The sequence below is a fragment of the Pseudomonas sp. MC6 genome (assembly GCF_054790575.1).
Map to the genome: position 1 here is coordinate 416632 of NZ_CP186504.1, position 24129 is coordinate 440760.

At 59.6% G+C, this 24129-nt stretch carries 21 protein-coding genes; 13 read left to right on the forward strand and 8 right to left on the reverse strand.

Features of this window, described 5'->3' with window-relative positions:
• The first annotated feature begins 432 nt into the window (after nt 1-432).
• The 4 genes from ACOYXE_RS01995 (at nt 433) to fabF (ending at nt 5190) form a co-directional block, all read left to right on the forward strand.
• Nucleotides 433-2427, forward strand: a complete 1995-nt coding sequence (locus ACOYXE_RS01995) for a polysaccharide biosynthesis protein (RefSeq protein ID WP_160060120.1) — start codon at nt 433-435, stop codon at nt 2425-2427.
• A gap of 110 nt (nt 2428-2537) precedes the next feature.
• Entirely contained in the window at nt 2538-2873 is a 336-nt protein-coding gene (locus ACOYXE_RS02000) for a ComEA family DNA-binding protein (RefSeq protein ID WP_405123122.1), read from the forward strand.
• Nucleotides 2874-3089: 216 nt separating this feature from the next.
• Nucleotides 3090-3893 (forward strand): SDR family NAD(P)-dependent oxidoreductase, encoded by an 804-nt coding sequence (locus tag ACOYXE_RS02005; RefSeq protein WP_460927488.1) that lies wholly within the window; start codon nt 3090-3092, stop codon nt 3891-3893.
• Nucleotides 3894-3915: 22 nt separating this feature from the next.
• Nucleotides 3916-5190: a beta-ketoacyl-ACP synthase II gene (fabF, locus tag ACOYXE_RS02010; protein WP_460927490.1), complete on the forward strand. Its 1275-nt coding sequence runs from the start codon at nt 3916-3918 to the stop codon at nt 5188-5190.
• On the opposite strand, the gene ACOYXE_RS02015 is transcribed toward fabF, so the two are convergent.
• The 3 genes from ACOYXE_RS02015 to eat form a co-directional block, all read right to left on the reverse strand.
• The gene (locus tag ACOYXE_RS02015; protein WP_160058934.1) at nt 5187-5741 is read right to left on the reverse strand and encodes a TetR/AcrR family transcriptional regulator; all 555 of its coding nucleotides are present in this window, start codon (nt 5739-5741) and stop codon (nt 5187-5189) included. The genes fabF and ACOYXE_RS02015 overlap by 4 nt on opposite strands.
• Nucleotides 5742-5878: 137 nt before the next feature.
• Nucleotides 5879-6046, reverse strand: coding sequence for a DUF2897 family protein (locus ACOYXE_RS02020; RefSeq protein WP_007908505.1), 168 nt, complete (start codon nt 6044-6046; stop codon nt 5879-5881).
• Between the two features lie 129 nt (nt 6047-6175).
• Nucleotides 6176-7540, reverse strand: coding sequence for an ethanolamine permease (gene eat / locus ACOYXE_RS02025; protein WP_460927492.1), 1365 nt, complete (start codon nt 7538-7540; stop codon nt 6176-6178).
• 399 nt (nt 7541-7939) lie between these two features.
• On the opposite strand from eat, the gene kdpF reads away from it, so the two are divergent.
• From kdpF to ACOYXE_RS02055, 6 genes are all read left to right on the forward strand, one after another.
• The gene (kdpF, locus tag ACOYXE_RS02030; RefSeq protein ID WP_007963673.1) at nt 7940-8029 is read left to right on the forward strand and encodes a K(+)-transporting ATPase subunit F; all 90 of its coding nucleotides are present in this window, start codon (nt 7940-7942) and stop codon (nt 8027-8029) included.
• Between the two features lie 8 nt (nt 8030-8037).
• Nucleotides 8038-9732 carry a potassium-transporting ATPase subunit KdpA gene (gene kdpA, locus ACOYXE_RS02035; RefSeq protein WP_460927495.1) on the forward strand — a complete coding sequence of 565 codons (1695 nt, stop codon included), beginning with the start codon at nt 8038-8040 and terminating at the stop codon, nt 9730-9732.
• Between the two features lie 10 nt (nt 9733-9742).
• Nucleotides 9743-11806, forward strand: a complete 2064-nt coding sequence (kdpB, locus tag ACOYXE_RS02040) for a potassium-transporting ATPase subunit KdpB (protein WP_460927497.1) — start codon at nt 9743-9745, stop codon at nt 11804-11806.
• 227 nt (nt 11807-12033) lie between these two features.
• Complete coding sequence (kdpC, locus tag ACOYXE_RS02045) at nt 12034-12579, forward strand: potassium-transporting ATPase subunit KdpC (RefSeq protein ID WP_405123126.1); 546 nt, start codon at nt 12034-12036, stop codon at nt 12577-12579.
• 130 nt (nt 12580-12709) lie between these two features.
• A complete protein-coding gene (locus tag ACOYXE_RS02050) occupies nt 12710-15361 on the forward strand; it encodes a DUF4118 domain-containing protein (RefSeq protein ID WP_460927499.1) in 2652 nt (883 codons plus the stop codon).
• A gap of 48 nt (nt 15362-15409) precedes the next feature.
• Nucleotides 15410-16105 (forward strand): response regulator, encoded by a 696-nt coding sequence (locus ACOYXE_RS02055; protein ID WP_122597145.1) that lies wholly within the window; start codon nt 15410-15412, stop codon nt 16103-16105.
• A gap of 83 nt (nt 16106-16188) precedes the next feature.
• Here ACOYXE_RS02055 and ACOYXE_RS02060 read toward each other — a convergent pair whose 3' ends face one another.
• On the reverse strand, nt 16189-17229 hold the full coding sequence (locus ACOYXE_RS02060; RefSeq protein ID WP_122597144.1) for a patatin-like phospholipase family protein: 1041 nt from the start codon (nt 17227-17229) through the stop codon (nt 16189-16191).
• A gap of 216 nt (nt 17230-17445) precedes the next feature.
• On the opposite strand from ACOYXE_RS02060, the gene ACOYXE_RS02065 reads away from it, so the two are divergent.
• The 3 genes from ACOYXE_RS02065 to ACOYXE_RS02075 all read left to right on the forward strand — a co-directional run bounded on the left by ACOYXE_RS02065 (nt 17446) and on the right by ACOYXE_RS02075 (nt 19605).
• Nucleotides 17446-17724, forward strand: coding sequence for a hypothetical protein (locus tag ACOYXE_RS02065; protein WP_460927502.1), 279 nt, complete (start codon nt 17446-17448; stop codon nt 17722-17724).
• A gap of 79 nt (nt 17725-17803) precedes the next feature.
• Nucleotides 17804-18568: a CHAD domain-containing protein gene (locus ACOYXE_RS02070; protein ID WP_460927504.1), complete on the forward strand. Its 765-nt coding sequence runs from the start codon at nt 17804-17806 to the stop codon at nt 18566-18568.
• 242 nt (nt 18569-18810) lie between these two features.
• A complete protein-coding gene (locus ACOYXE_RS02075) occupies nt 18811-19605 on the forward strand; it encodes an acyl-CoA thioesterase (protein ID WP_160058928.1) in 795 nt (264 codons plus the stop codon).
• A 1-nt stretch (nt 19606) separates the two neighbouring features.
• On the opposite strand, the gene ACOYXE_RS02080 is transcribed toward ACOYXE_RS02075, so the two are convergent.
• The 4 genes from ACOYXE_RS02080 to ACOYXE_RS02095 form a co-directional block, all read right to left on the reverse strand.
• The gene (locus ACOYXE_RS02080) at nt 19607-19972 is read right to left on the reverse strand and encodes a DUF962 domain-containing protein (RefSeq protein WP_160058927.1); all 366 of its coding nucleotides are present in this window, start codon (nt 19970-19972) and stop codon (nt 19607-19609) included.
• Between the two features lie 172 nt (nt 19973-20144).
• A complete protein-coding gene (locus ACOYXE_RS02085; RefSeq protein WP_160055410.1) occupies nt 20145-21140 on the reverse strand; it encodes an IS110 family RNA-guided transposase in 996 nt (331 codons plus the stop codon).
• A gap of 301 nt (nt 21141-21441) precedes the next feature.
• Nucleotides 21442-22923, reverse strand: coding sequence for a methyl-accepting chemotaxis protein (locus ACOYXE_RS02090; protein ID WP_160058926.1), 1482 nt, complete (start codon nt 22921-22923; stop codon nt 21442-21444).
• Nucleotides 22924-23098: 175 nt separating this feature from the next.
• Complete coding sequence (locus ACOYXE_RS02095; protein ID WP_160058925.1) at nt 23099-23905, reverse strand: TatD family hydrolase; 807 nt, start codon at nt 23903-23905, stop codon at nt 23099-23101.
• Between the last annotated feature and the right edge of the window lie 224 nt (nt 23906-24129).

Genomic DNA, 24129 nt, shown 5'->3' on the forward strand with positions numbered 1-24129 from the left:
AGGGGAGAGGATTGGGCACAGGTTTTTTACGCTCTTTCCATGGTGGCGAATTCGGCTATGAGATCACGGCTAAGCGAGTCAGTTTAACGGGTTTATCAGTGTTTTACACGGCGCAGTACACCGTAGCTGGCCTGGGTGTTGATCACTGTGACCGGAGGCCGACGGTGTGATTGTCGCTGTATCTCCCCCTGCTGGGATTTTTTCTACTAACGGAAGGTCGTTAATTACGTGCGCAGGAATGATCTCGCTTGGCACTCGCTCCCTATTCCACTCATTTTCCAGTGAATCGGCGATGTGGGCTGGAGTACGTTCTCCCGGCGAATGGAAAAGCAGGATTGGATCATTCAGTTTTTTCAGGTCAATGCGTTATGCTTTGCAGTTCACCACGGTGATTTGGGGTTTAAGGGAGAGCTTGAGGTGAGTGAAGTATTTATGGATAGAATCAGAACCTATCTGGTGGGGTTGCCTCGGCGGCGAAAGCGCTTGATTCAGGTCGCCACGGACATCGTTCTGGTATGGGTCGCGTTGTGGCTTGCATTCATCGTTCGTCTGGGCATAGACGACATGTACAACCCGTTGAAGATCCATTTCTGGCTTTTTGCTTGCGCGCCACTCATCGCAATTCCCCTGTTCATCCGCTTTGGCATGTACCGCGCTGTAATGCGTTATTTTGGCAATGACGCGCTCATTGCAATTATTAAAGCCGTTAGTCTGTCTTCACTGATTCTCGCTCTGGTTGTTTATTGGTATAGCAATCATGAAGCAGTAGTACCGCGGTCCATTATCTTCAATTACTGGTGGCTTAGCCTAGTCATAATTGGTGGCCTGCGTCTTTGCATGCGGCAATATTTTATGGGGGACTGGTTCACTGCAGCCCAGCATGTACCGTTTACCAACCGCGATGATGGAATGACCAGAGTTGCCATCTACGGCGCAGGCGTCGCGGGTAACCAATTGGTCGCTGCGCTGCGGATGGGTCGGGTTATGCGGCCGGTGGCGTTTATCGATGACGATGCCAGTATCGCTGATCGATCCATTTCTGGTCTTCAGGTGTATAAACCCAAGCATATTCAACAGATGATTGATGTCACGGGCGCGCAGGAGATACTCCTGGCACTGCCCTCATCGACTCGAGCGCGACGCAGGGAAATCCTGAATTTTCTTGAAGGGTATCCGCTTCATATACGCAGTGTTCCCAATTTCGCTGATCTGGCGAGCGGCAGGGTAAAGGTCGAAGACATTCAAGAAGTTGATATCGCGGATTTGCTGGGACGCGATGCTGTCCCGGCTCAGCCGGACCTGCTGGAGCGCTGTATCAAGGGCAAGACAGTCATGGTTACTGGCGCTGGGGGTTCTATTGGATCGGAGTTGTGCCGGCAGATTTTTTCGCTGGGGCCGACTGCGCTGTTACTCTTCGAACACAGCGAATTCAATCTATACAGCATTCTCTCGGAGCTGGAACAGAGAGGGGCACGGGAGTCGGCTCCGGTTCGTCTTCTGCCGATTCTCGGTTCAATCCGGCATCAGGAAAAGTTGCTGGATGTAATGAACACCTGGAAGGTGGACACCGTTTACCATGCAGCCGCTTATAAGCATGTACCGATGGTCGAGCATAATATCGCCGAAGGTGTTCTGAATAACGCGATTGGAACGCTCAATACGGCTCAAGCTGCCTTGCAGTCTGGTGTATCGAACTTTGTTCTGATTTCAACTGACAAGGCGGTTCGTCCGACCAACGTGATGGGTAGCACCAAGCGTCTGGCAGAGATGACTCTCCAGGCGCTGAGTCGTGAAGTTGCCCCGGTGTTGTTTGGCGACAAAGCCAATGTTTCTCGGGTCAACAAGACTCGCTTCACTATGGTGCGCTTTGGCAACGTTTTGGGCTCGTCTGGCTCGGTTATCCCGCTATTCCACAGTCAGATCAAATCCGGCGGCCCATTGACGGTCACCCACCCGAAAATTACGCGCTATTTCATGACTATCCCGGAGGCCGCACAATTGGTCATCCAGGCTGGATCAATGGGGCAGGGTGGCGATGTGTTCGTATTGGACATGGGCGAGCCGGTCAAAATCGTTGAACTCGCAGAAAAAATGATTCATCTGTCTGGCCTGAGCATTCGATCAGATCGTAATCCTCAGGGTGACATTTCCATTGAGTTCACCGGTCTGCGCCCCGGTGAAAAGCTGTACGAGGAACTGCTGATTGGCGATAACGTGGCCGCCACGCCACACCCCATGATCATGACGGCCAATGAAGATCACTTGCCTTGGGATGTATTGAAGGGCAAGTTGAGCGAACTGCTGCACGCGGTAGAAAAAGATGACTATTCCCGAGTACGTCAGCTCCTGCGCGAAACCGTCTCGGGCTACACACCTGACGGCGAGATCGTCGACTGGATCTACCAGCAGCGTCGTCTCGAACCCTGATTGTTTCACATCCTGTAACGCACGCATTTTTGACATCGCTCCAGCATGACCTAAGTTTGGAGAGCAGCTTCGGAAAAGCTGCTTTCTCAAACGATGATGGAGCGTCACTAATGCGTACCGGTTACTTCTATTCTCTGATCTTTGCTTTCCTCACCAGCGCCTCGATCGCCGCTATTGCCGCGCCTGTTGCGCCAGCGGAGGCGCCAAAGGCGCCTTTGGTGATGGATACTGCGGCACCGTCCCAAAGTGCAAAAGTCGATCTCAATGATGCCGACGCGGCGACGCTGCAAAAGGAACTGGCTGGAGTCGGTGAGGCTAAGGCCAAAGCAATTGTTACGTATCGTGAAACAAACGGGCCTTTTGCATCGGTGGATGAATTGCTGGAAGTGAAGGGGATTGGCAAGGCGATCCTGGATCGCAACCGCGACAAGCTGGAAGTCAACTAAGCTGAGTGTTCTATGCCAAGAGGCCGGTCATTGACCGGCCTTTTTGTTTTGTCCAGTGCATGGCAAGCGGATAGCAGTGGAGAGGGTGCTCGTCGGATAATATAAAATTACGTCTATCATATTGCGTTTTGATTATGGCTATAATAATTTGCCGATGCGTCGAGCCAACACGTCTCATCGGCAACTACTTTCATGAAGCATTCCAGGAGCACTCTCATGAATTCCGCACAATCCCAAGGTACTGCTCTGGTTACTGGCGCATCGTCCGGTATTGGTGCGATTTACGCTCAGCGCCTCGCGGCGCGTGGCTTTGATCTGCTACTGGTTGCCCGTGACAAGGACCGTCTGGAAAGTGCTGCGACCCAGTTGCGTGATGCCCATGGCGTTCAGGTTGAAGTTCTCAAGGCAGATCTGACGCAGAAGGATGACGTGCTCAAACTCGAACAACGCCTGCGCAGCGATTCGAGCATCAGCCTGCTGGTCAATAACGCCGGTGTAGCGGCGGACGGATTACTGGCCAACGCCGATATGGACCAGTTGGAGCGGTTGATCCAGTTGAACATCACCGCCGTCACCCGCCTGGCATCGGCGGCTGCTGCCAGTTTCGCCAAGGCCGGTCGTGGCACGATCATCAATATCGCCTCGGTGGTGGCGCTGTTTCCGGAACGCTTCAACGCTACCTATAGCGCCAGCAAAGCTTATGTACTGAGCCTGACCCAGTCGTTGAACACTGAGCTCGACGGCACCGGCGTGCAGATCCAGGCCGTGCTGCCGGGTGTGACCCGCACCGAAATCTGGGAGCGTTCCGGTATCGATGCCAGTGGCATTCCGGCAGAAATGGTCATGGAGGCGGGCGAGATGGTCGACGCGGCGCTGGCCGGCCTGGATCAGGGCGAGTTGATCACCATTCCTTCGCTGCCAGACGCAAGCGAATGGCACGCCTTTGTTGCTGCTCGCCATGTCATGGCGCCGAACCTTTCCCGCAGCTCGGCAGCCCAACGCTACAAGTCCGGCAATTGAATTGATCAGAGGTCAGCACAGTATGGATTCGCGTCGAATAGTCGTCACGGGCATGGGCCTGGTTTCACCCTTGGGCAGCGATCTCGAAGTCGTATGGCAGCGTTTGCTGGCCGGGCGTTCTGGTTTGCGTAACTTGCCTGAAGCAGTGGTTGCTGATTTGCCCACGCGAGTCGGCGGCGCGGTGCCGACGCTGGAAGAGGACGCCGAAGCCGGTTTCGATCCGGATCGCGCCACGCCACCCAAAGAACAGAAGAAAATGGACCGTTTCATTCTGTTCGCCATGGAGGCTGCGCGGCAGGCCCTGGAGCAGGCTGGCTGGCATCCCTCAGAGAGCAAAAGCCAGGAGCGTACCGCAACGATCATCGGCTCCGGTGTCGGCGGTTTCGGTGCGATTGCCGACGCCGTGCGCACCACCGACAGTCGCGGTCCTCGACGTTTGTCACCGTTCACCATTCCCTCCTTTCTGGTCAATCTCGCGGCAGGGCACGTGTCCATTCAACACAGCCTCAAGGGACCTTTGGGCGCACCCGTGACGGCGTGCGCTGCGGGCGTTCAGGCGATCGGCGATGCGGCGCGATTGATCCGCGCCGGCGAAGCGGATATTGCCGTCTGTGGCGGTGCGGAAGCTTGCATCGACCGCGTCAGTCTGGCCGGTTTCGCGGCAGCGCGGGCACTGTCGAGCGGTTACAACGACACCCCGCAGCGCGCCTCGCGGCCGTTCGACAGCGGGCGCGACGGCTTCGTGATGGGCGAGGGCGCGGGCCTGTTGGTGATTGAATCCCTCGAGCATGCCTTGGCTCGTGGCGCGACACCGATGGCGGAACTGGTCGGATATGGCACGAGTGCCGACGCCTATCACCTGACCGCCGGGCCTGAAGATGGTAGTGGAGCGCGGCGGGCGATGACGCTGGCACTGGCGCAGGCAGGTATCGAGCCGGATCAGGTGCAGCACCTCAATGCCCACGCGACGTCGACCCCGGTGGGCGACCTCGGTGAACTGGCGGCGATCAAAGCGTTGTTCGGCACGCAAAATAAAATCGCCGTGACCTCGACCAAGTCCGCCACGGGGCATTTGCTCGGCGCTGCCGGTGGGCTTGAAGCGATCTTCACCCTGCTGGCAATTCGTGATCAGGTGGTGCCGCCGACGCTGAATTTCGACAACCCCGATCCGGCGAGCGCAGGGGTGGACATCGTCCATGGCAAGGCGCGGTCGATGGCGATCGAATATGCACTGTCCAACGGTTTCGGGTTTGGCGGGGTCAATGCCAGCGTGCTGTTCAAGCGCTGGCAGGTTTAGTCGCGATTCTTGAGGTGGTCGCGGGTGACATCGAGGATGCGTTGCGCAAACCCGGCATCCGCGACACTGCGTGACAGTAGCAGCGCGCCGACCAGTGTCGACATGATGACAATGGCGCGATCGGCGCTGTTCTCGCCTTCGAGGCTGCTCTCGATCTGCTCCAACCGAGCATTGAGGACCACGTCGCTGGTGGGGCTGGGTTGGCCACGCAGACCCAGCTCGGAAGAGATCGTCAGTAACGGGCAGCCTTCATGCGGCGACGTTTGATGCCATTCGGACAGGTACGTCTCGATAAAGGCATCAAGCGGATTATCCTGCGAAAAAATCTCTGCACATAACCCGTCAACCTGGTTGCCGGCCTCTTGCAAGGCTTTCTCGACCAACTCGTCCTTGGACTTGAAATGTGAGTAGAAACCGCCATGGGTCAGACCCAGCGCTTTCATCAGGGGTTGCAGACCCGTAGCGCCGATTCCGTCCTTGCGAAAGCGTGCCGAAGCCTCCTTGATAATGCGCTGATGGGTTTGGGCTTTATGGTCCTGCGAGTAACGCATCTGGAACTCTCCGCAACAATGTCCCCATCTTAACCAAGGAAAATTAAATGGTGACTGTACTTCTACTTCTTAAAAGCGTGCAGATAGGTCCAAAAGCTATAGAAAGCACAAACCCCGCCGATCAGGCGGGGTTGTGTTCAGCGATCTTGTGCGTCCTTGGCGTCGGCTTCAGCATTGCGCTGAGCAACGCGTCGGCGTTCTTCATCGGTCAGATCGACCTTGTTGGCGGTGTCGCGCAACATCATTAATCCGCCGACGATCGAGCCGATTGCAACCACCAGAATCAACCAGGCATACCAGGGCATAACGGCTCTCCTTAAGGGCAGGTCGACGGGCGAGGATTTCGCCGTGCGACGCTGCATACCACATTTGAGCGAAGTGACTTCGCAGTGGTTCCATTCTAGGCCGCTTGCACCCGGTTCACCCGAAATCCCTCAATTGCCCGTCAGCATCGCATCGGCCGGTGCGTTGGCCCGCAGTTGCCCGGTGAGCAGGAAGTAGCCGAAACCGACTGCCATGAAACCGAGGAAGATCAACCCGATCAGCGCGTTGAACCACGCCATCGCCACCAGACACACCACCGCCAGCACCAATGCAATCATTGGAATCAATGGATAGCACGGCGCGCGGAAAGTGCGTTCCAGATTCGGTTCCGATTTACGCAGTTTGAACAGACTGAGCGTGCTCATGATGTACATCACGATGGCGCCGAATACGGCCATGGTGATCATCGCGGCGGTGAGGGTCATGCCACCGAGGTTGATCAGGCCATCGCTGTAAATCGCCGCGATGCCGATGATGCCGCCGACAATGATTGCGCGATGCGGTGTCTGGAAACGCGAGAGTTTCGCCAGCGAAGCAGGCAGATAACCGGCGCGGGCCAGAGCGAAGAACTGACGCGAGTAGCCGAGGATGATCCCGTGGAAACTGGCGACCAGACCGAACAGGCCGATCCACACCAGCATGTGCAGCCAGCCCGAGTTGTCGCCGACCACGGTTTTCATCGCTTGCGGCAACGGGTCGTTGATGTTGGCCAGGGTGCGCCAGTCGCCGACACCGCCGGCAAAGAACATCACACCCATCGCCAGCAACACCAGGGTCAGAATACCGCTGATGTAGGCCTTGGGAATCGTGCGTTTCGGATCCTTGGCCTCTTCGGCAGCCATCGCCGCGCCCTCGATGGCGAGGAAGAACCAGATGGCAAACGGAATGGCCGCGAACATCCCGGCAATCGCTGGTGCACCAAACACATCCGACCCCGCCCAGCCATTGAGGGCGAAGTTGCTGAAACTGAAGGCGGGCGCGACCACCCCCATGAACACCAGCAACTCGGCGACGGCCAGCACGCAAACAATCAGCTCGAACGTGGCCGCCAGTTTCACGCCAAGAATGTTCAGGCCCATGAACACGATGTAGGCGCCGACCGCCGCGTGTTTCGGATCGAGTGCCGGAAACTGCACATTAAGGTAGGCGCCAATTGCCAGGGCAATGGCCGGTGGGGCGAAGACGAATTCGATCAGCGTCGCCAGGCCTGCAATCAATCCACCTTTTTCACCGAAGGCGCGACGGCTGTAGGCAAACGGCCCGCCGGCATGGGGAATCGCGGTGGTGAGTTCGGTGAAGCTGAAAATGAAGCAGGTGTACATGGTCGCGACCATGAACGAGGTCACCAGGAACCCCAGTGTTCCGGCCACGCCCCAGCCGTAACTCCAGCCGAAATACTCCCCGGAAATCACTAGCCCTACGGCGATGCCCCACAGGTGCAAGGTGCCCAGTGTGGGTTTGAGTTGTGTGTTCATGCGTTTGCTCCCTGAACGGTTTGGAAAGCTCGGGGCAGGGCGTTTGCAGCGGGCGTGCCAGTACGCTGAAACAAGTCGTAATGAGTTGAAAGCTGTCGTATCGGGGATGTTCGCAGTGGGATAGCTGCTTTTTGTGCGCCAGTTGGGTGCGATGTTGTCGGTGATGCTGTCTTCGCGAGCAGGCTCGCTCCCACAGGGGAATGCATTTCAAATTGTGGGAGCGAGCCTGCTCGCGAAGAGGCCCGCCCATACAGCGCAAAACCCACCTGTAACGCCAGCATAAACCCACTCTTTACGCTTTCTTTATGCCCCGCAGCACCCCTCGCTCTCGTTCCTTTACAGCCTCCTTTCCGACAATGCCTGCACACACGGCAATACGCCGTAACTCGGAGATCTTCCATGAGCGTTCTGGACGGGGTGTCACTGCTATTGGCAGCGGGGCTGTTCATTTATCTGTTGGTTGCGCTGTTGCGCGCGGATCGGAACTAGGAGCGGCTATGCACAGTTATGACTATTGGCTGATCCTCGCGTTTTTTGCGCTGGTCTTGCTGCCGGCGCCGCTGCTCGGGCGCTTTTACTACAAGGTGATGGAAGGTCAGCGCACTTGGCTGACGCCGGTTCTCGGCCCGGTCGAGCGCGGTTGCTATCGCATCGCCGGGGTCGATCCGCAAGCTGAACAGAGCTGGCAGAAATACACGCTGGCGCTGCTCGCGTTCAACCTCGCCGGTTTTCTGCTGCTGTTCGCGATCCTGTTGTTTCAGGATCACTTGCCGCTGAACCCGCAAAACCTGCCGGGCCAGGAATGGACCCAAGCGTTCAACACCGCGGTCAGCTTCATGACCAACACCAACTGGCAGTCCTACAGCGGTGAAGCGACGCTCAGCTACCTGAGCCAGATGGTCGGCCTCACCGTGCAGAACTTCGTCAGCGCCGCCACTGGCCTCGCCGTGCTGGTTGCGTTGTGCCGTGGCATCGGCCGCAAATCGACGAAAACCCTTGGCAACTTCTGGGTCGACATGACCCGCGCCACCCTCTACGGCCTGTTGCCTCTGTGCCTGTTGCTGGCGCTGTATCTGGTCTGGCAGGGCGTGCCACAAACCTTCGCGCAATATGTGAACGCGGTGACGATGCAAGGCGTTGATCAAGTGATCCCGCTCGGCCCGGCCGCCAGTCAGATTGCGATCAAACAACTGGGCACCAACGGCGGTGGTTTCTTCGGCGTCAACTCGGCGCATCCGTTCGAGAACCCGACCGCGTGGAGCAACTTGTTTGAAGTCGCTTCGATCATTCTGATCCCGGTGGCGCTGGTGTTCACTTTCGGCCACTACGTCAAGGACCTGCGTCAGAGCCGCGCGATCATCGCCTGCATGCTGGCGCTGTTCCTGATCGGCGGCGCGACTTCGCTGTGGGCTGAGTATCAGCCAAACCCGACGCTGAACAACGCTGCCGTTGAACAGACCGCGCCGCTGGAAGGTAAGGAAGCACGCTTCGGCACTACCGCCACCGTGCTCTGGTCGGTGACCACCACGGCCGCCTCGAACGGCTCGGTCAATGGCATGCACGACAGCCTCAACCCGCTTAGCGGCATGGTCGCGCTGGTCAACATGATGGTTGGCGAAGTGATCTTCGGCGGCGTCGGCGCGGGGCTCTACGGCATGTTGCTCAACGTGCTGATCGCGGTTTTCCTCGCCGGTCTGATGATCGGGCGTACGCCGGAATACCTCGGCAAGAAACTGCAGGCGCGTGAGGTGCAATTGCTGGTGGTGACTTTGCTGGTCATGCCGGTTGGTGTGTTGGTGCTCGGTGCGATTGCCGCCGCGGTTCCCAGTGCTGCGGCGACCATCAGCAACCCTGGCCCGCACGGTTTCAGCCAGTTGCTTTACGCCTACACCTCGGCCAGTGCCAACAACGGCTCGGCGTTCGGTGGCCTGAGCGCGAACACGCCGTTCCACAACCTGATGCTCGGTCTGGGCATGTTGATCGGCCGCTTTGGTTACATCCTCCCGGTACTGGCGCTGGCCGGCAGCCTGGCGATGAAGAAAACCGCACCGATCGGCCAGAACAGCTTCCCGACCCACGGCCCGCTGTTCGTGACCCTGTTGACCGTGACCATTTTGCTGGTGGGCGGCCTGACCTTTCTGCCGACTCTGGCGCTTGGCCCGATTGCCGAACATTTAAGTATGGGCTTCTAAGGAATCCATCATGAATATGCACGTTCCTGCAAAACCTGCAGAGCCGATCAAGTCGGCAGAAGCACCGAAAACCGCGATCTCGGCCCTGTGGCGGCCGGCGCTGCTGCAAGCTTTCGTCAAGCTCGACCCTCGGCAACTGAAACGTTCGCCAGTGATGCTGGTGGTTGAGCTGACGGCGATTTTCACCACCGTGCTGTGCTTCATTCGCGACGCCGACGTGCCGACCTTCGTCGCTGCGCAAATCGCCCTGTGGCTGTGGTTCACCGTGCTGTTCGCCAACTTCGCCGAAGCCTTGGCCGAAGGTCGTGGCAAGGCCCGCGCCGACAGCCTCAAGGCTGGCAGCGAAGGCCTCAGCGCCCGGCGCAAACTGGCCAACGGCAGCTTTCAAGTGGTGCCGGCGGCGAGCCTGCGCAAAGGCGATGTGGTGCGCGTCGAAGCCGGGGAGATGATCCCCGGTGACGGCGAAGTCATCGAAGGCATCGCGGCGGTCAACGAAGCGGCGATCACCGGTGAATCGGCGCCGGTGATTCGTGAGTCCGGCGGCGATCGTTCGGCCGTTACCGGCAACACACGACTGGTGTCTGACTGGTTGCTGGTGCAGATCACCGCCAACCCCGGTGAGTCCACTCTCGATCGCATGATCGCGCTGGTCGAAGGCGCCAAACGCCAGAAGACCCCGAACGAAGTGGCGCTGGATATCCTGCTGATCGGCCTGACCCTGATCTTCTTGCTCGTGGTCGTGACCCTGCAGCCGTTCGCCCATTTCGCCAACGGCAGCCTGCCGCTGGTGTTCCTCGTGGCGCTGCTGGTTACGCTGATCCCGACCACCATTGGCGGTTTGCTGTCGGCGATCGGTATCGCCGGGATGGATCGTCTGGTGCGTCTGAACGTGATCGCCAAATCCGGTCGTGCGGTGGAAGCAGCGGGCGACGTGCATGTGCTGCTGCTGGACAAGACCGGCACCATCACCTTCGGTAACCGTCGTTGCAGCGCGGTGTATGCCGCGCCTGGTGTGAATGGTCGTGAGCTGGCTGAAGGTGCGTTGTTTGCCTCGCTGGCCGATGAAACCGCTGAAGGCAAGTCCATCGTTGAATACCTGCGCGGTCTGCATCCGCAACCTGAGCCGGCGCTGGAAACCCTGACCGCTGTGCCGTTCAGCGCTGAAACCCGTTTGTCCGGTGTCGACTATCAGGGTCGCGTCTACCGCAAAGGCGCGGTGGACTCGCTGCTGAGTTTCCTCGGCCAAAAACGTTCGGACCTGGCCCCGGCGCTGTCGCGGGAAATCGACAAGATCGCGCAGAGCGGCGGCACGCCATTGCTGGTCTGCGCCGACGGCAAATTGCTCGGCGCGATCCACCTCAAGGACGTGGTCAAACCAGGCATCCGCGAGCGTTTCGCCGAACTGCGCAAACTGGGGATTCGTACCGTGATGGTCACCGGTGATAACCCACTGACCGCCGCTGCCATCGCCGCTGAAGCGGGCGTCGATGATGTTCTTGCCGAAGCCACACCGGAGAAAAAACTCGCACGCATTCGTCACGAACAAAACGACGGTCGCCTGGTCGCGATGTGCGGCGATGGCGCCAACGACGCGCCGGCGCTGGCTCAGGCTGACGTCGGCATGGCGATGAACGACGGCACGCAAGCAGCACGCGAAGCGGCGAACATGGTCGACCTCGACAGCGACCCGACCAAGCTGCTCGACGTGGTGCAGATCGGCAAGGAATTGCTGGTGACCCGTGGCGCGCTGACGACCTTTTCCATCGCCAACGACGTGGCCAAATACTTCGCGATTCTGCCGGCGCTGTTCGCCTCGATTTATCCGCAACTGGGCGTGCTCAACATCATGCAGTTGACCAGTCCGCAGAGTGCGATTCTCTCGGCCATCGTCTTCAACGCCTTGATTATCGTCGTGCTGATTCCGCTGGCACTGCGCGGGGTTCGCGTGCAGGCGGCGAGTGCGGCGGCGTTGTTGCGTCGCAACCTGTTGATCTATGGATTGGGCGGGATCCTGGTGCCGTTTGTGGGGATCAAGGCGATCGACATGCTGCTCACGGCGCTGCATCTGGTGTGAGGCTGAAAAAAGCCCCTCACCCTAACTCTCCCAGAGGGAGAGGGGACTGAGCGAGGTGTTTACGGAAGCTGTACCGACCTGAAATCCCGAGTCGAACTCAGGTTTGAACTGCACAAATATCGGCTCCCTTTCCCCCTCGCCCCCTTGGGGGAGAGGGCTGGGGTGAGGGGGAAAAGATCTCCCTGACACTCCACCAAAGTTTGCCCAACGAATTCGAGGATTTTGAAATGTCCACAATGATACGTCCGGCCCTGAGCCTGCTGGTGCTGATGACCCTGGTCACCGGCGTCGCCTATCCACTGGTGGTGACCGGTGTCGCGCAAGTCGCATTCCCCGCTCAAGCCAACGGCAGCCTGATGCACGACGCCGACGGCAAAGTCCGTGGCTCGTCGTTGATCGCCCAGGATTTCGTCGGCGATGCGTGGTTCCATCCACGTCCCTCCGCTGGCGCGTTTGCGACGGTTTCCAGCAGCGCGAGCAACCTGGCACCGAGCAATCCGGCACTCGCCACGCGGGTGATCGACGATGCCAACAAATTGCAGGTTCCGGGGCAAGGCCCGGTGCCACTGGCCTTGCTGACCACCTCCGGCAGCGGCCTCGATCCACACTTGCCACCGGCGGCGATTGCCTATCAACTGGCGCGTGTCGCAGCGGCGCGAAATCTGCCGGTATCGACTGTGCAGCAACTGCTCGATGCGCACATCGAACAGCCGCTGGTGGGGCCGCCGGTGGTGAATGTGCTTGAGCTGAACATGGCATTGGAAAAATTGTAGATCGGCGGCGCGGCCATTCGCGAGCAGGCTCGCTCCCACAGGGATACGCGTTCCAAATGTGGGAGCGAGCCTGCTCGCGAAGAGGGCCGAAAGAACACTGCATAACTATCATGAAGAGAGAGCATCAAGCATGAGCGACTCCGGCCGCGCCGACGCACTGTTAGCAGACTTGCCCCGTGACGGCCGTGGCCGCCTGAAGGTTTTCCTCGGCGCCTCCCCCGGTGTCGGCAAAACCTACGCCATGCTCCAGGCCGCCCACACGCAACTGCGTCAAGGCGTGAAAGTCCTCGCCGGGGTGGTTGAAACCCACGGTCGCGCTGAGACCGAAGCACTGCTCGGCGGCTTGCCGCAGCAACCGCTGGTGCGCTCCGAATACCGTGGCGTAATGCTCGAAGAAATGGACCTCGACGGCTTGCTCGCAGCCAAACCGAAGCTTGTGCTGGTCGATGAACTGGCCCACAGCAACGCGCCCGGCAGCCGTCACGCCAAGCGCTGGCAAGACATTCAGGAACTGCTCGCCGCCGGCATCGACGTCTACACCACAGTCAACGTCCAGCACCTCGAAAGTCTGAATGACCAAGTGCGCGGCATCACCGGTGTGCAAGTGCGCGAAACCCTGCCGGACTGGGTGCTGCAAGAAGCCTATGAACTGCTGCTGATCGACCTGCCGCCGCGCGAATTGCTTGAGCGGCTGCGCGAAGGCAAGGTCTACGTACCCGAGCAGGCGCGCGCGGCGATCGATGCGTTTTTCACCCAGACCAACCTCACCGCGTTGCGTGAATTGGCGATGCAAACCGCCGCCGCGCAGGTCGATAATGATCTCGCCCAAGGCTATCGCCAACTCGGTCAGGCAGCCCCGGCGGTACGGGGCCGATTACTGGTCGGCGTCGATGGTGATGCGCAGGCCGAACGCCTCGTGCGCCACGCCAGTCGCGTCGCTCAGCGTCGGCATTTGCCGTGGAGTCTGGTGCACGTCGACAACGGCACCGTACGCGACGAGCAATCGCGTCTGCGCCTGCAAAGCGCTCAGCAACTGGCCGAGCGCCTGGGCGGCGAGGTGGTTCTACTACGTGCCGGTGAAGTGGCAAAAACCCTGATCCAGCATGCCACCGAACGCCGCGCGAGTCTGGTGCTGGTCGGGCAGTCCCGGCCACGTCTGCGCCGTCGTTTGTTCGGCGGCGGACTCGCGGCGCGTTTGTTGCGTCAAGCTCACGGGCTGGAAATCAACGTCCTCGACAGCGACCATGAACAGCACCAACCGCGCACGCGCAACGCGCTGACACTGGTGTGGTTCGACTATGCGCTGGCGCTGGTCGCCACGGTGTTGGCCAGTGCGCTGGCGTGGGCGGTGTCGAGCGTATTGCCGCTGCCGAACATCTCACTGGTGTTTCTCGCGGCGGTGTTGCTGGTGGCGGTGCGCAGCAGTCTCGGCCCGGCGCTGGCCTGTGCGGCGCTGTCGTTTCTGACCTACGATTTTCTGTTCATTCCGCCGAATTTTTCCTTCAGCATTCAGCGCGAAGAAGACGTGCTGACGTTGCTGTTTTTCCTGTTGATGGCGGCACTGACGGGCAATCTTGCGGCGCGTCAGCGTCGGCAGTTGCAGGCCTTGCGCGACACCCAGGAAGAGACCACCGAACTGCTCGACCTGTCGCGCAAACTCACTGCCGCGACCGACCGCCAGGCCGTCGTCAGCGCCGCCGCGCAACACCTCAATGGCTGGAGCGATCTGCAACTGTGCCTGCTTAATCGCGACGGTCAGGGCAGCTGGAAAGTCGAAACCGGCGGCCCGCTGCAATTCACCGAGGCCGAACGCGCCGCCGCCGATTGGGCCTGGCAACACGATCAACCGGCGGGCATGGGCACCGGCACGTTGCCGTTCGGGCGTTGGTGGTGGTGGCCGCTGTCGGTCGAGGACGGGCCGCTGGCGTTGCTCGGCGTGTGTGCCAAGGAAGGCCAGACTCTGAGCGGCCAGCGTCGGCGCTTGCTCACCGCGTTGAGCCAGCCGCTCGCCCAGGCGCTGGCGCGCGCGCAGTTGGCTGATGACCTGGAAGCCGCGCGCCTGCATGGTGAAACCGAACAACTGCGCAGTGCCTTGCTGGCCTCCGTGTCCCACGATTTGCGCACGCCGCTGACGGCCATGCGCGGCAGCATCGACAGCCTGTTGGCCCTCGGCGAAGCGATCCCGCTGGAGGATCGACATGAACTGCTCGAAGGCACTCGCGACGAAGCCGAACGCCTCGATCGCTACATCCAGAATCTGCTCGACATGACCCGGCTTGGCCATGGCGCGCTGAAACTGGCACGGGACTGGGTGTCGCCCGCCGACATCGTCGGCAGTTCGCTCAATCGCCTGCGTGCAGTGCTCGCGCCGCTGCAGGTCAGCACCGATGTGCCGGCCGAGTTGCCGCTACTGTTCGTGCATGCCGCGTTGATCGAACAGGCATTGGTCAATGTGATGGAAAACGCCGCTCGTTTCTCACCCGTTCACGGTCGTTTGCAACTCAGCGCGGGAGCGAATGACCAAGAGATTTTCTTCTCGGTCAGCGACGAGGGGCCGGGGATTCCCGAGGATGAACGGGCGAAGATTTTCGACATGTTCTACACCGCTGCCCGGGGTGATCGCGGGGGGCAAGGCACCGGCCTCGGGCTGGCGATCTGTCAGGGCATGGTCGGTGCGCACGGTGGGCGGATCAGTGTCGCCGACGGCATCGACGGGCGCGGCACCTGCATTACCTTGCACTTGCCGTTGCAGACGCAACCGGGGATGGACGATGAAGCCTGATTGCGACTGCGCTACTCTCTTGCCACTCTTTTGTGTTGATGTGAATTCATGAGCCAGACCGCGACCATTTTGGTCATCGACGACGAACCGCAGATTCGCAAGTTCCTGCGCATCAGCCTCGCTTCCCAAGGCTACAAAGTGCTCGAGGCTGGCACGGGTGCCGAGGGACTGGCGCAGGCAGCCTTGAACAAGCCGGACTTGCTGGTGCTCGACCTCGGCTTGCCGGACATGGACGGCCAGCAAGTGCTGCGCGAGTTTCGCGAGTGGGCAACGACGCCGGTGCTGGTGCTGTCGGTACGCGCCAGCGAAGGGCAGAAAGTCCAGGCGCTGGACGGCGGCGCCAATGACTACGTGACCAAGCCGTTCGGCATTCAGGAGTTTCTCGCCCGGGTGCGTGCGTTGTTGCGTCAGGCACCGGCGGGGGAGGCCCAGCAAGCTGCGCTGAGCTTTGGCCCGTTGACGGTCGATCTGGCCTATCGGCGCGTGTTGCTCGATGGCGTCGAAGTGGCGCTGACTCGTAAGGAATACGCAGTGCTGGCGCAACTGGCGCGGCATCCGGGGCGAGTGATTACCCAGCAGCAATTGCTCAAGGATATCTGGGGGCCGACCCACACCGAGGACAGCCATTATCTGCGGATTGTGGTGGGGCATTTGCGCCAGAAGCTGGCGGATGATCCGACGCGGCCGCGGTTTATCGTGACAGAGGCAGGGGTAGGGTATCGGCTGTTGGAATCTGCGGGATAGCTAAAAGATCGCAGCCTTCGGCAGCTCCTACATAGGAATGCGTTCCCCTGTAGGAGCTGCCGAAGGCTGCGATCTTTTGATCTTTATTGCTGCTGCTCACTCTCATACCGATCCAGCGTATCCCGCGCAATCTCCCGCCCCAACGCGATCAGCTCTGGCGCCTTGTAAAACTCGAAAAACCGGCACACCCGCTTCGGCACGTTGATCAGGATATCCGGCGGATAACCGGCAATCTTGTACTGCGCCAGCGAGGTCTGCATCACCTCGAAACTCTGGTTGATCAAATCCAGCAACGACGCCGGCCCGACGTTATCGATGATGAACGAACCGGTCGCCGATTTTGGCGCGCCTTCACGCTCGGGCGCGGCTGCGGGTTGCTGGCTTTCCGGCTCGGCGCCTTCAAGCCAAGGATTGATGTCTGCCGCTTCGGCGCGCAGCGCTTCCTGTTCGAGCCGTAACAATTGCTCGGCCTGTGTTCGGCGGAACGGCATCTTCGACCCCAGCGATCTGATCAGGTTGTCGAAGCGTGAGCGGAACGCGGCGGGGCGCTGGATCACCGGCAGTTTGTAGTGACGCTGGTTGGTCGAGTTGAGATTGACCGCAATGATCAGATCACAGTGGCTCGACACCACCGGCACGATCGGCAACGGGTTGAGAATGCCGCCGTCGACCAGCATGCGATTGCCTTGCATCACTGGCGTGAACAGGCTGGGAATCGCCGCCGAGGCGCGCATCGCCTGATGCAGGCAGCCTTCCTGAAACCAGATCTCTTGCTGATTGGTGAGGTCGGCGGCAACGGCGGTGTAGGGGATGCGCAAGTCTTCGATGTTGATTTCGCCGACGATCTTGCGGATCTGCCCGAAGACCTTCTCGCCGCGAATCGCGCCGAGGCGGAAACTCACGTCCACCAGCCGCAGCACATCCAGATAGTCGAGACTTTCGATCCAGTTTTTGTAAACGTCGAGTTTTCCGGCGGCGTAGATCCCGCCGACTACCGCGCCCATCGAACACCCGGCAATGCAGGCGATGTCGTAACCGCGTCGTTCGATCTCTTCAATGACTCCGATATGGGCATAACCCCGGGCGCCACCGGAGCCCAGCACCAGTGCGACACGCTTTTTCATCAAACTTCCTCCCGACAAGGTTGCACAATGCACCCATCGCCGGGTCGGCTCAATCGCCGAAGTCGTTCAGTGCGCCAGTGACGTCGTTTTTTCGATACTGGATGACCCTTCGGCTATATCCTTCTCAGTTGCGCGGTTTCACCCGCCGGCGAGGCACTTTTTCGCAGCCAAGCCGTCTTACCTGCACGACTGTTGACCTATTTTGAGGTGTGAGTGATGAAAGCCTGGATCTGTGTGCCGTTGATGGCTTTGGCATTGGCCGGTTGCGCCGGTAAAACCGCTTACCGCGACAGCTGCGGCAGCCAGCTCGACGCGACCTGGCATGAACTGGATCTGGCCAAGGCCGAAGGTTTTGCCGGCACCGTCAGTTATTCCAAAGCGTTGTCGCTGCTGACCGCCGCCAAGACCCAGCAACAATTCGAGGGCTTTGAAGGTTGCAGCAAGAAGGCCGAGAAGGCGCGTTTCTACATTCGCGAATCCCGCGCCGGCCGCTAAGCTGCTGACGTGAAGCAAGGAGGCTGCATTCGCTAGGCAGCAGAATGATCGTCAGAGCCATTTGAATCAGGAGCAAGTGATGTCTGCGTTGGTTGATCGGTTGGTGGCTCATGTCCTGAGTCTGGAGGTGCGGCTGCTGGCCTGTCAGGCGCGATTGACGGCACGTACCGACCCCGAGGCGCTGCATGATCTGCGCACCACGGTGCGGCGCTTGCGCAGCCTGTTGCGGCCATTGCGCGGTTTGCCCGGTGTCGAGCAACTGGAAGACGCCGCTTCGGCAGTCGGCCAATTGACCACGCCATGGCGTGATCGCGAGGTACTGGCGGCTTATCTGCTCGCGCATGATCAACCCGAAGCTGCGCAACGGCGCATGGCGCAGATGGCCGAGGCTTATCCGGCGCTGGCGGCGAGTGCCGAAGTGGCCTCGCTGCTGATGATTCTCGACGCGTTCCCGCGATTCCTGCGCGCCTCCCAGCGTCAGGGCTTGCTCAAAGGCTTGGACAAACGCATCGAAAAACGCCTCGGCAAGCAATGGCAGAAACTCGACGAGGCGCTGCACGATCCGGCCCACGACCGCCATCGCCTGCGCTTGCTGATCAAGCGCGTGCGCTACGGCATCGAAGCCTATCCCGAACTGGATCGCTTGCCCGAAGCGGCGCTGGCGCGATTGAAGTCCGCCCAGGGCGCGCTGGGTGACTGGCACGATTGCTGGCAGTGGCTGGCGAAAGCCGAGCTGGAGGCGGACCTTCAACCGTGCGTCGCCACTTGGCAGGCCACCATGATCAACGCTGAAAGCAAGGCTGATCGCGTGCTGGAAAAACTCAGTTCAGCCTGTTTCAAATAATCCTGAATCACCACAACCCCCTGTAGGAGTGAGCCTGCTCGCGATAGCGGTCTGACATTCAACAACTGTGTTGGCTGTCAGACCGCTATCGCGAGCAGGCTCACTCCTACAAGGGATCTTCAATGTGGCTGATATGGGTGTAAGGCCTTTCTGTCAGCCCATTTGACCGGAATAGACGCTGCGGCGCTCGGCAGGTCTGGTTAAGATCCCTGCATTCCTTTCTCGTTTTCTGAGGTTGCCCCATGCGCTTTAGCGATTTGCTCGATGCGGTCCGCCGCCAACCGGAACTGACGATTCCTGCCGAATGGGGTCAGGGCCGTGCCAGTTTCGGTGGTCTGGTTGCCGCGCTGCAATACGAAGCCATGCGCGCGAAAGTCCCGGCGGATCGCCCGGTGCGTTCGCTGGCGATCACCTTTGTCGGACCGGTCGAGCCTGAAGTCCCGGTGAGCTTCGAAGTGGAGGTGCTGCGCGAAGGCAAAGCCGTCAGCCAGGTCATGGGCCGGGCGATGCAGAATGGTCAGGTGGTAACAATCGTTCAAGGCAGCTTCGGTGCTTCACGGCCCTCGGAAGTCGCCGTGGAAGCGTATCCGGCGCCGGCAATGAAACACTGGGACGAATGCCAGGAGCTGCCTTACATCAAAGGCGTGACCCCGGAATTCATGCGTCATCTGGCGATGCGCTGGAGCGTCGGCGGCATGCCGTTCACCGGTAATCAATCGCGTTTGATGGGAGGCTGGGTGCGGTTACGCGGCGATGTCAAAGAAGAGCCGGTCAAAGAGGCGCATCTGCTGGCCCTGGTGGATGCATGGCCGCCCGCACTGCTGCCGTATCTGAAGAAGCCGGCACCGGGCAGCACCTTGACCTGGACCATCGAATTCGTTCAGCCGTTACACGACTTGAGCACGCTGGACTGGTGCCAATACCTGGCCGACATCGAGTACGCCGCCGACGGCTACGGCCATGTCGCCGCCAAGCTGTGGAGCGCGGAAGGTGAGCTGATTGCGATGAGTCGTCAGACGGTAACGATCTTCGCCTGACTCAGTGCCGGCGATGGCGCTCACGCCAGGCGCGCCACCAGCCGCCACTGAGAAAGAAGCGCGGAAAAGTCAGAAACTGCTCGACCAGTAACCGCGACATCGCATCTTTACGATCACTGAACGGCTCGGAGGCTTGCGTCTCCAGGCTGTGGCCGTGACGCTGCAAACCCAGCGCCGCGACGATTCCGATCACGCCGATGGCGACGCTGGCCAGGCTCAGGCTGAACACCCCGGAGACAATCAGCAGAAACGCGACGATGAATAACGGCACAGCGATCAGGTGCAACACCAGATTGGTCGGGTGCTGATGATTGCCCGGGTACGCGCGCCATTGCCACGCGGGAAGGTTGGGGTGACGTTTGCCCATGTTTTCTACTCCTCGATCCATGTTGAACTCATGGTTGAAGAATAGGCCCGGGCGTGGAGGGCGGCGAATCAAGGTTGGCTATTGGCATCATAGGGATGATGGACAAAAAAGATCGCAGCCTTCGGCAGCTCCTACATTGAAATGCGTACACCTGTAGATACTCTGTTCACGGTCAAGCTTTTGCGAGATCTTTTGCGCTAAAAAGCTTGGCCGTATTGAAATCTTCGCCGGCTCGCATGCAGGCCCACAAGCCGGTCAGGTATTTGCGCATGACGGCGACGATAGCCTGCATCTTTCTCTTCCCTCGCCCGATCAACGCTTCGTAAAAGGCTTTCACGTTGCTGTCGCAACGTATGGCAGTCAGCGCTGGCATGTACATCGCTGAACGTAGGTAGGCGTTTCCGCCCTTACTTATCCGCCCAGGTTTATCGATGCTGGTACCTGATTGCGTAAGCCGCACATCGAGTCCTGCATGTCGGCTGACCTGCGCGGACTTAAGTGTCACTGGCAAGGTCGTCAATTCAGCCAGTGCCGCAAATACTGAAATTTCGCCCATGCCCGGCGCTGCGATCATGTGCCCAAACTGGGCGCTTAGCGTCGGGCAGTTGTCGATCAGCGCCCGACCTGCGAGCCTGAAACGCTCGATTCGCTTGTCAAAAGCTTCAATGGCTTCTTCTTCGTCTTCAATCAGCATTTTCACGGTTGTTTGAGTAGCTTTCAGCGCATGCAGCTCGTTCTTGGCTCGGGTGCGATGACACGTCAAACGATTGATATGCCTTCCGATAGCCCGCAGTTCCAACTGTATGGTCGTGGGCGGCGTCCACAATTTTGGGCTCATGCGTTCGCCGTATTCGGCTAGCAACTGGGCATCGATCGCATCGGTTTTGCTGTTTTTCAGCATCAGCTTGGCAAAGTTATGAAAGCTCTTCGGGTTGATAACCGAAACGGGCAAACCCGCCGCGGTGAGCTCCATGGCCAAATCCAGGTAATAGATGCCGGTGGCCTCCATCACTACGGATAAAGGCTTGAGCTCGAGCAACCTGTTGACCGCTGCTTTGCGCCCGGCGGGTGTTTGGTCGATGTTGCAGGCCCCTGCAAAACGGCCGTCGTTGCGCCAGCCCATGGCGGTCGTGCGAGACCCCACATCCAAACCGACATGCATGCTCATGCTTTCAACTCCGAGTGAACTGGGTTAGAAATGCATCCTGGTTCCCCTGACCTCGAACTTCATGCCACTGCAACCTTGTAATGCGAAGTCCGACTTGTCGGCTTCTCGATACTCTTCGTGGTGGGCAATGAGGCGGGGGGACCTCTCTACAGACAAGGTCAGGAGCAAGTCCTGCCTTTAGGAGCGATCGGTCTCCCCCAGAAACACATCTTCGTATGTCCGCACCAGCGAGCTTAGATCTCAATTGACTGGTGTGAGGGCAACATACAAGGAGCTGCCGAAGGCTGCGATCTTTAGATCTTCAGAGTTTCAACTGACCTATGGCCTTGCTCAGTTCCCCGGCCAACGTCGCCAATTCATTACTGGTCGTCGCCGAATCCACCGTTTGCTGCACCGTGTTCTCGGTCACATCGCGAATACTCACCACCGCCCGGTTCATCTCTTCGGCGACCTGGCTTTGCTGCTCCGCCGCCACGGCAATCTGCGTGTTGCTCTCACGCATCTGCGCCACCGCGCCGGTGATTTCCGCCAGCGCCGCCCCGGCCTCTTGCGCCTGCTGCACGCAATCGTCGGCCTTGTACGAACTCTCCTGCATGAAGTCCACCGCGTCGCGGGTGCCAGCCTGCAACGCCGAGACCATCGTAGTTATCTCGTCGGTCGAGGTCTGCACCCGCTTCGCCAGATTGCGCACCTCATCGGCGACCACGGCAAACCCTCGGCCCATTTCACCGGCGCGAGCGGCCTCGATGGCGGCGTTCAGGGCGAGCAGATTGGTCTGCTCGGCAATGCTGTGAATCACGCTGACCACGCCGTTGATCTTTTGGCTGTCCTCGGCCAGCCGTTGAATCATCTCGGCAGTCTGCTGCACGCCGCTGGACAGCCCGGCAATCGAGTGCTGCACCCGCGCGACCACTTGCTGACCGCTGCCGGCGAGGCCATCGGCGGTCTGCGACAGGTCGCGGGTGGCGCCGGCGTGTTGGGCGATGTGATAAACGGTGGCGGTCATTTCATTGATCGCCGTGGCCGCCTGATCGGTTTCGCTCTGCTGGCCGAGCATGCCGTGGCGCACTTCGTTCATGCTCGATGCCAGTCGCGCCGCGCCGACATCCAGTTGCCGCGCGGTGTTGGCGACGGTCGTCACAACGCGCTGGTAACCTGCCTGCATCGCGTTGAACGCGTTGGCCATCTGCCCGACTTCGTCTTTCCCGGCCAGCGGCACACGGGCCGAGAGATCGCCGCTTTTCTCAACGTGAAGCATTACGTCTTTCAACGTGTTGAGCTGGCTGAGCAGGAAGCGGATCAACAGTTGCGAGGCACAGAGCATGGCGAACATCAGGATGAACACCGCCACCGCGTAATTGGCGAAACGCTCGCTGAACACCTGACTCAGGCTCGGGCCATAGGCAATCACCGCGACCTGTTGACCGTCGGCGCGGCTGAACACTTCGGCGCCCATCAACGGATTGTCGCCGAACAGCGGCAGCTGATTGATCTCGTTCCAGCCGTTGCTTTCAGTGATTTCCAGCAAGGGTTGATCATTCAGGCGCGGCGCTTCGCCGCGTTTGAAGGTCAGCACCTGATCGGCTTTGGGCAATGGCTGCCCGGCCGGCCAGGCCTTAAGCAATTGCGCCTGGGCTTGCGCCGAGGCCTGAGACGCGTGACTGCGCGCCTGTTGTTCGAGCTGCACGGCGTACAGCACCAGCAACAGGGTGGTGACGAAGGCGACCGCATTGACCGCCCAGAATTTGTATTTCAGCGAGATATTGCTAAGCCAGGCACCCATGGAGGTCTTCTCTGATAGCGGAAACAGTTTTGGCAAGGTGCCAGCATTGTGCTGCTATGCAGAGGACTCGAATTGATGTGGGTCAAGAGATCAAAAGATCGCAGCCTTCGGCAGCTCCTACATTGGGATGGCGTATGCCCTGTAGGAGCTGCCGAAGGCTGCGATCTTTTGCGGCTTACGCCAATGCGGGAAGGTTGTAGAACGCGCGGGCACACGCGGTGGTGTGCGCCGCCAGATCTTCCTCGGTTTCACCGCGATGCAGCGCCACTTCGCGCAGCACTTCAGTCAGATACGCCGGCTCATTGCGGCCGTTCTTCGGTTTCGGACGTAGCGTGCGCGGCAGCAAATAAGGTGCATCGCTTTCCAGCATCAGGCGCCCGCGTTTGATCTCTTTGACCAGTGGATGCAAATGCGTGCCTCGGCGCTCATCACAGATCCAGCCGGTGATGCCGATGTGCAAGTCCAGATCGAGGTAACTGAACAACGCCTTTTGCTCGCCGGTGAAGCAATGCACCACAGCGGCGGGCAGTTGATCGCGGAAGCCTTTGAGGATTTCCAGCAGGCGCTGGCTGGCATCGCGCTCGTGCAGGAACACCGGCAGTTGCAGCTCGACGGCCATGGCCAGGTGTTCTTCGAGGACTTTTTCCTGCTGTGGGCGCGGCGAGAAATCACGGTTGAAATCCAGTCCGCATTCACCCACGGCGACTACATTTTTTTCTTGAAATAGGCTACGCAAACGACGGGCGCTGTCAGCGTTCCAGTCACTGGCCGAATGCGGGTGAATACCGGCGGTGGCGAACAGCCGTTGACCGCTCTCATCCAGTTGCTGGCACAGCTCCAGAGCCTGTTCGCTGCCCTCGACGCTGGTGCCGGTCAGCACCAATTGGCAGACCCCGGCGGCATAGGCGCGATCAAGCACGGCCTGATGTTTGTCGGCGAAACTGGGGTTGGTCAGGTTGACGCCGATATCGATGAGTTGCATGGTTGCTACCTCGGGCCGAAGGCCGGAAAGCATACCAGAGCTGTAGATTCATAAGAAAAGCCAAGAACTACAACGAGTTATGGCTGTCTGTTGATGCCGCGACGCAGACCGGTTTGGTAGAAGTGCCATTACTGTGCCAGTCTCTCGCACGTTGCCAGCGCTCATGGCGCTCTGTTTTCGACGGTGATTTCGATCTTTAACGATGAAGTCGCCCCGTATTCTTT

What these genes read in the sequence shown, in the direction of transcription:
- ACOYXE_RS01995 (WP_160060120.1), top strand. Translation starts at nt 433, where the DNA reads ATGGATAGAATCAGAACCTATCTGGTGGGGTTGCCTCGGCGGCGAAAG.
- ACOYXE_RS02000 (WP_405123122.1), top strand. Translation starts at nt 2,538, where the DNA reads ATGCGTACCGGTTACTTCTATTCTCTGATCTTTGCTTTCCTCACCAGC.
- ACOYXE_RS02005 (WP_460927488.1), top strand. Translation starts at nt 3,090, where the DNA reads ATGAATTCCGCACAATCCCAAGGTACTGCTCTGGTTACTGGCGCATCG.
- fabF (WP_460927490.1), top strand. Translation starts at nt 3,916, where the DNA reads ATGGATTCGCGTCGAATAGTCGTCACGGGCATGGGCCTGGTTTCACCC.
- ACOYXE_RS02015 (WP_160058934.1), bottom strand. Translation starts at nt 5,741, where the DNA reads ATGCGTTACTCGCAGGACCATAAAGCCCAAACCCATCAGCGCATTATC.
- ACOYXE_RS02020 (WP_007908505.1), bottom strand. Translation starts at nt 6,046, where the DNA reads ATGCCCTGGTATGCCTGGTTGATTCTGGTGGTTGCAATCGGCTCGATC.
- eat (WP_460927492.1), bottom strand. Translation starts at nt 7,540, where the DNA reads ATGAACACACAACTCAAACCCACACTGGGCACCTTGCACCTGTGGGGC.
- kdpF (WP_007963673.1), top strand. Translation starts at nt 7,940, where the DNA reads ATGAGCGTTCTGGACGGGGTGTCACTGCTATTGGCAGCGGGGCTGTTC.
- kdpA (WP_460927495.1), top strand. Translation starts at nt 8,038, where the DNA reads ATGCACAGTTATGACTATTGGCTGATCCTCGCGTTTTTTGCGCTGGTC.
- kdpB (WP_460927497.1), top strand. Translation starts at nt 9,743, where the DNA reads ATGAATATGCACGTTCCTGCAAAACCTGCAGAGCCGATCAAGTCGGCA.
- kdpC (WP_405123126.1), top strand. Translation starts at nt 12,034, where the DNA reads ATGTCCACAATGATACGTCCGGCCCTGAGCCTGCTGGTGCTGATGACC.
- ACOYXE_RS02050 (WP_460927499.1), top strand. Translation starts at nt 12,710, where the DNA reads ATGAGCGACTCCGGCCGCGCCGACGCACTGTTAGCAGACTTGCCCCGT.
- ACOYXE_RS02055 (WP_122597145.1), top strand. Translation starts at nt 15,410, where the DNA reads ATGAGCCAGACCGCGACCATTTTGGTCATCGACGACGAACCGCAGATT.
- ACOYXE_RS02060 (WP_122597144.1), bottom strand. Translation starts at nt 17,229, where the DNA reads ATGAAAAAGCGTGTCGCACTGGTGCTGGGCTCCGGTGGCGCCCGGGGT.
- ACOYXE_RS02065 (WP_460927502.1), top strand. Translation starts at nt 17,446, where the DNA reads ATGAAAGCCTGGATCTGTGTGCCGTTGATGGCTTTGGCATTGGCCGGT.
- ACOYXE_RS02070 (WP_460927504.1), top strand. Translation starts at nt 17,804, where the DNA reads ATGTCTGCGTTGGTTGATCGGTTGGTGGCTCATGTCCTGAGTCTGGAG.
- ACOYXE_RS02075 (WP_160058928.1), top strand. Translation starts at nt 18,811, where the DNA reads ATGCGCTTTAGCGATTTGCTCGATGCGGTCCGCCGCCAACCGGAACTG.
- ACOYXE_RS02080 (WP_160058927.1), bottom strand. Translation starts at nt 19,972, where the DNA reads ATGGGCAAACGTCACCCCAACCTTCCCGCGTGGCAATGGCGCGCGTAC.
- ACOYXE_RS02085 (WP_160055410.1), bottom strand. Translation starts at nt 21,140, where the DNA reads ATGAGCATGCATGTCGGTTTGGATGTGGGGTCTCGCACGACCGCCATG.
- ACOYXE_RS02090 (WP_160058926.1), bottom strand. Translation starts at nt 22,923, where the DNA reads ATGGGTGCCTGGCTTAGCAATATCTCGCTGAAATACAAATTCTGGGCG.
- ACOYXE_RS02095 (WP_160058925.1), bottom strand. Translation starts at nt 23,905, where the DNA reads ATGCAACTCATCGATATCGGCGTCAACCTGACCAACCCCAGTTTCGCC.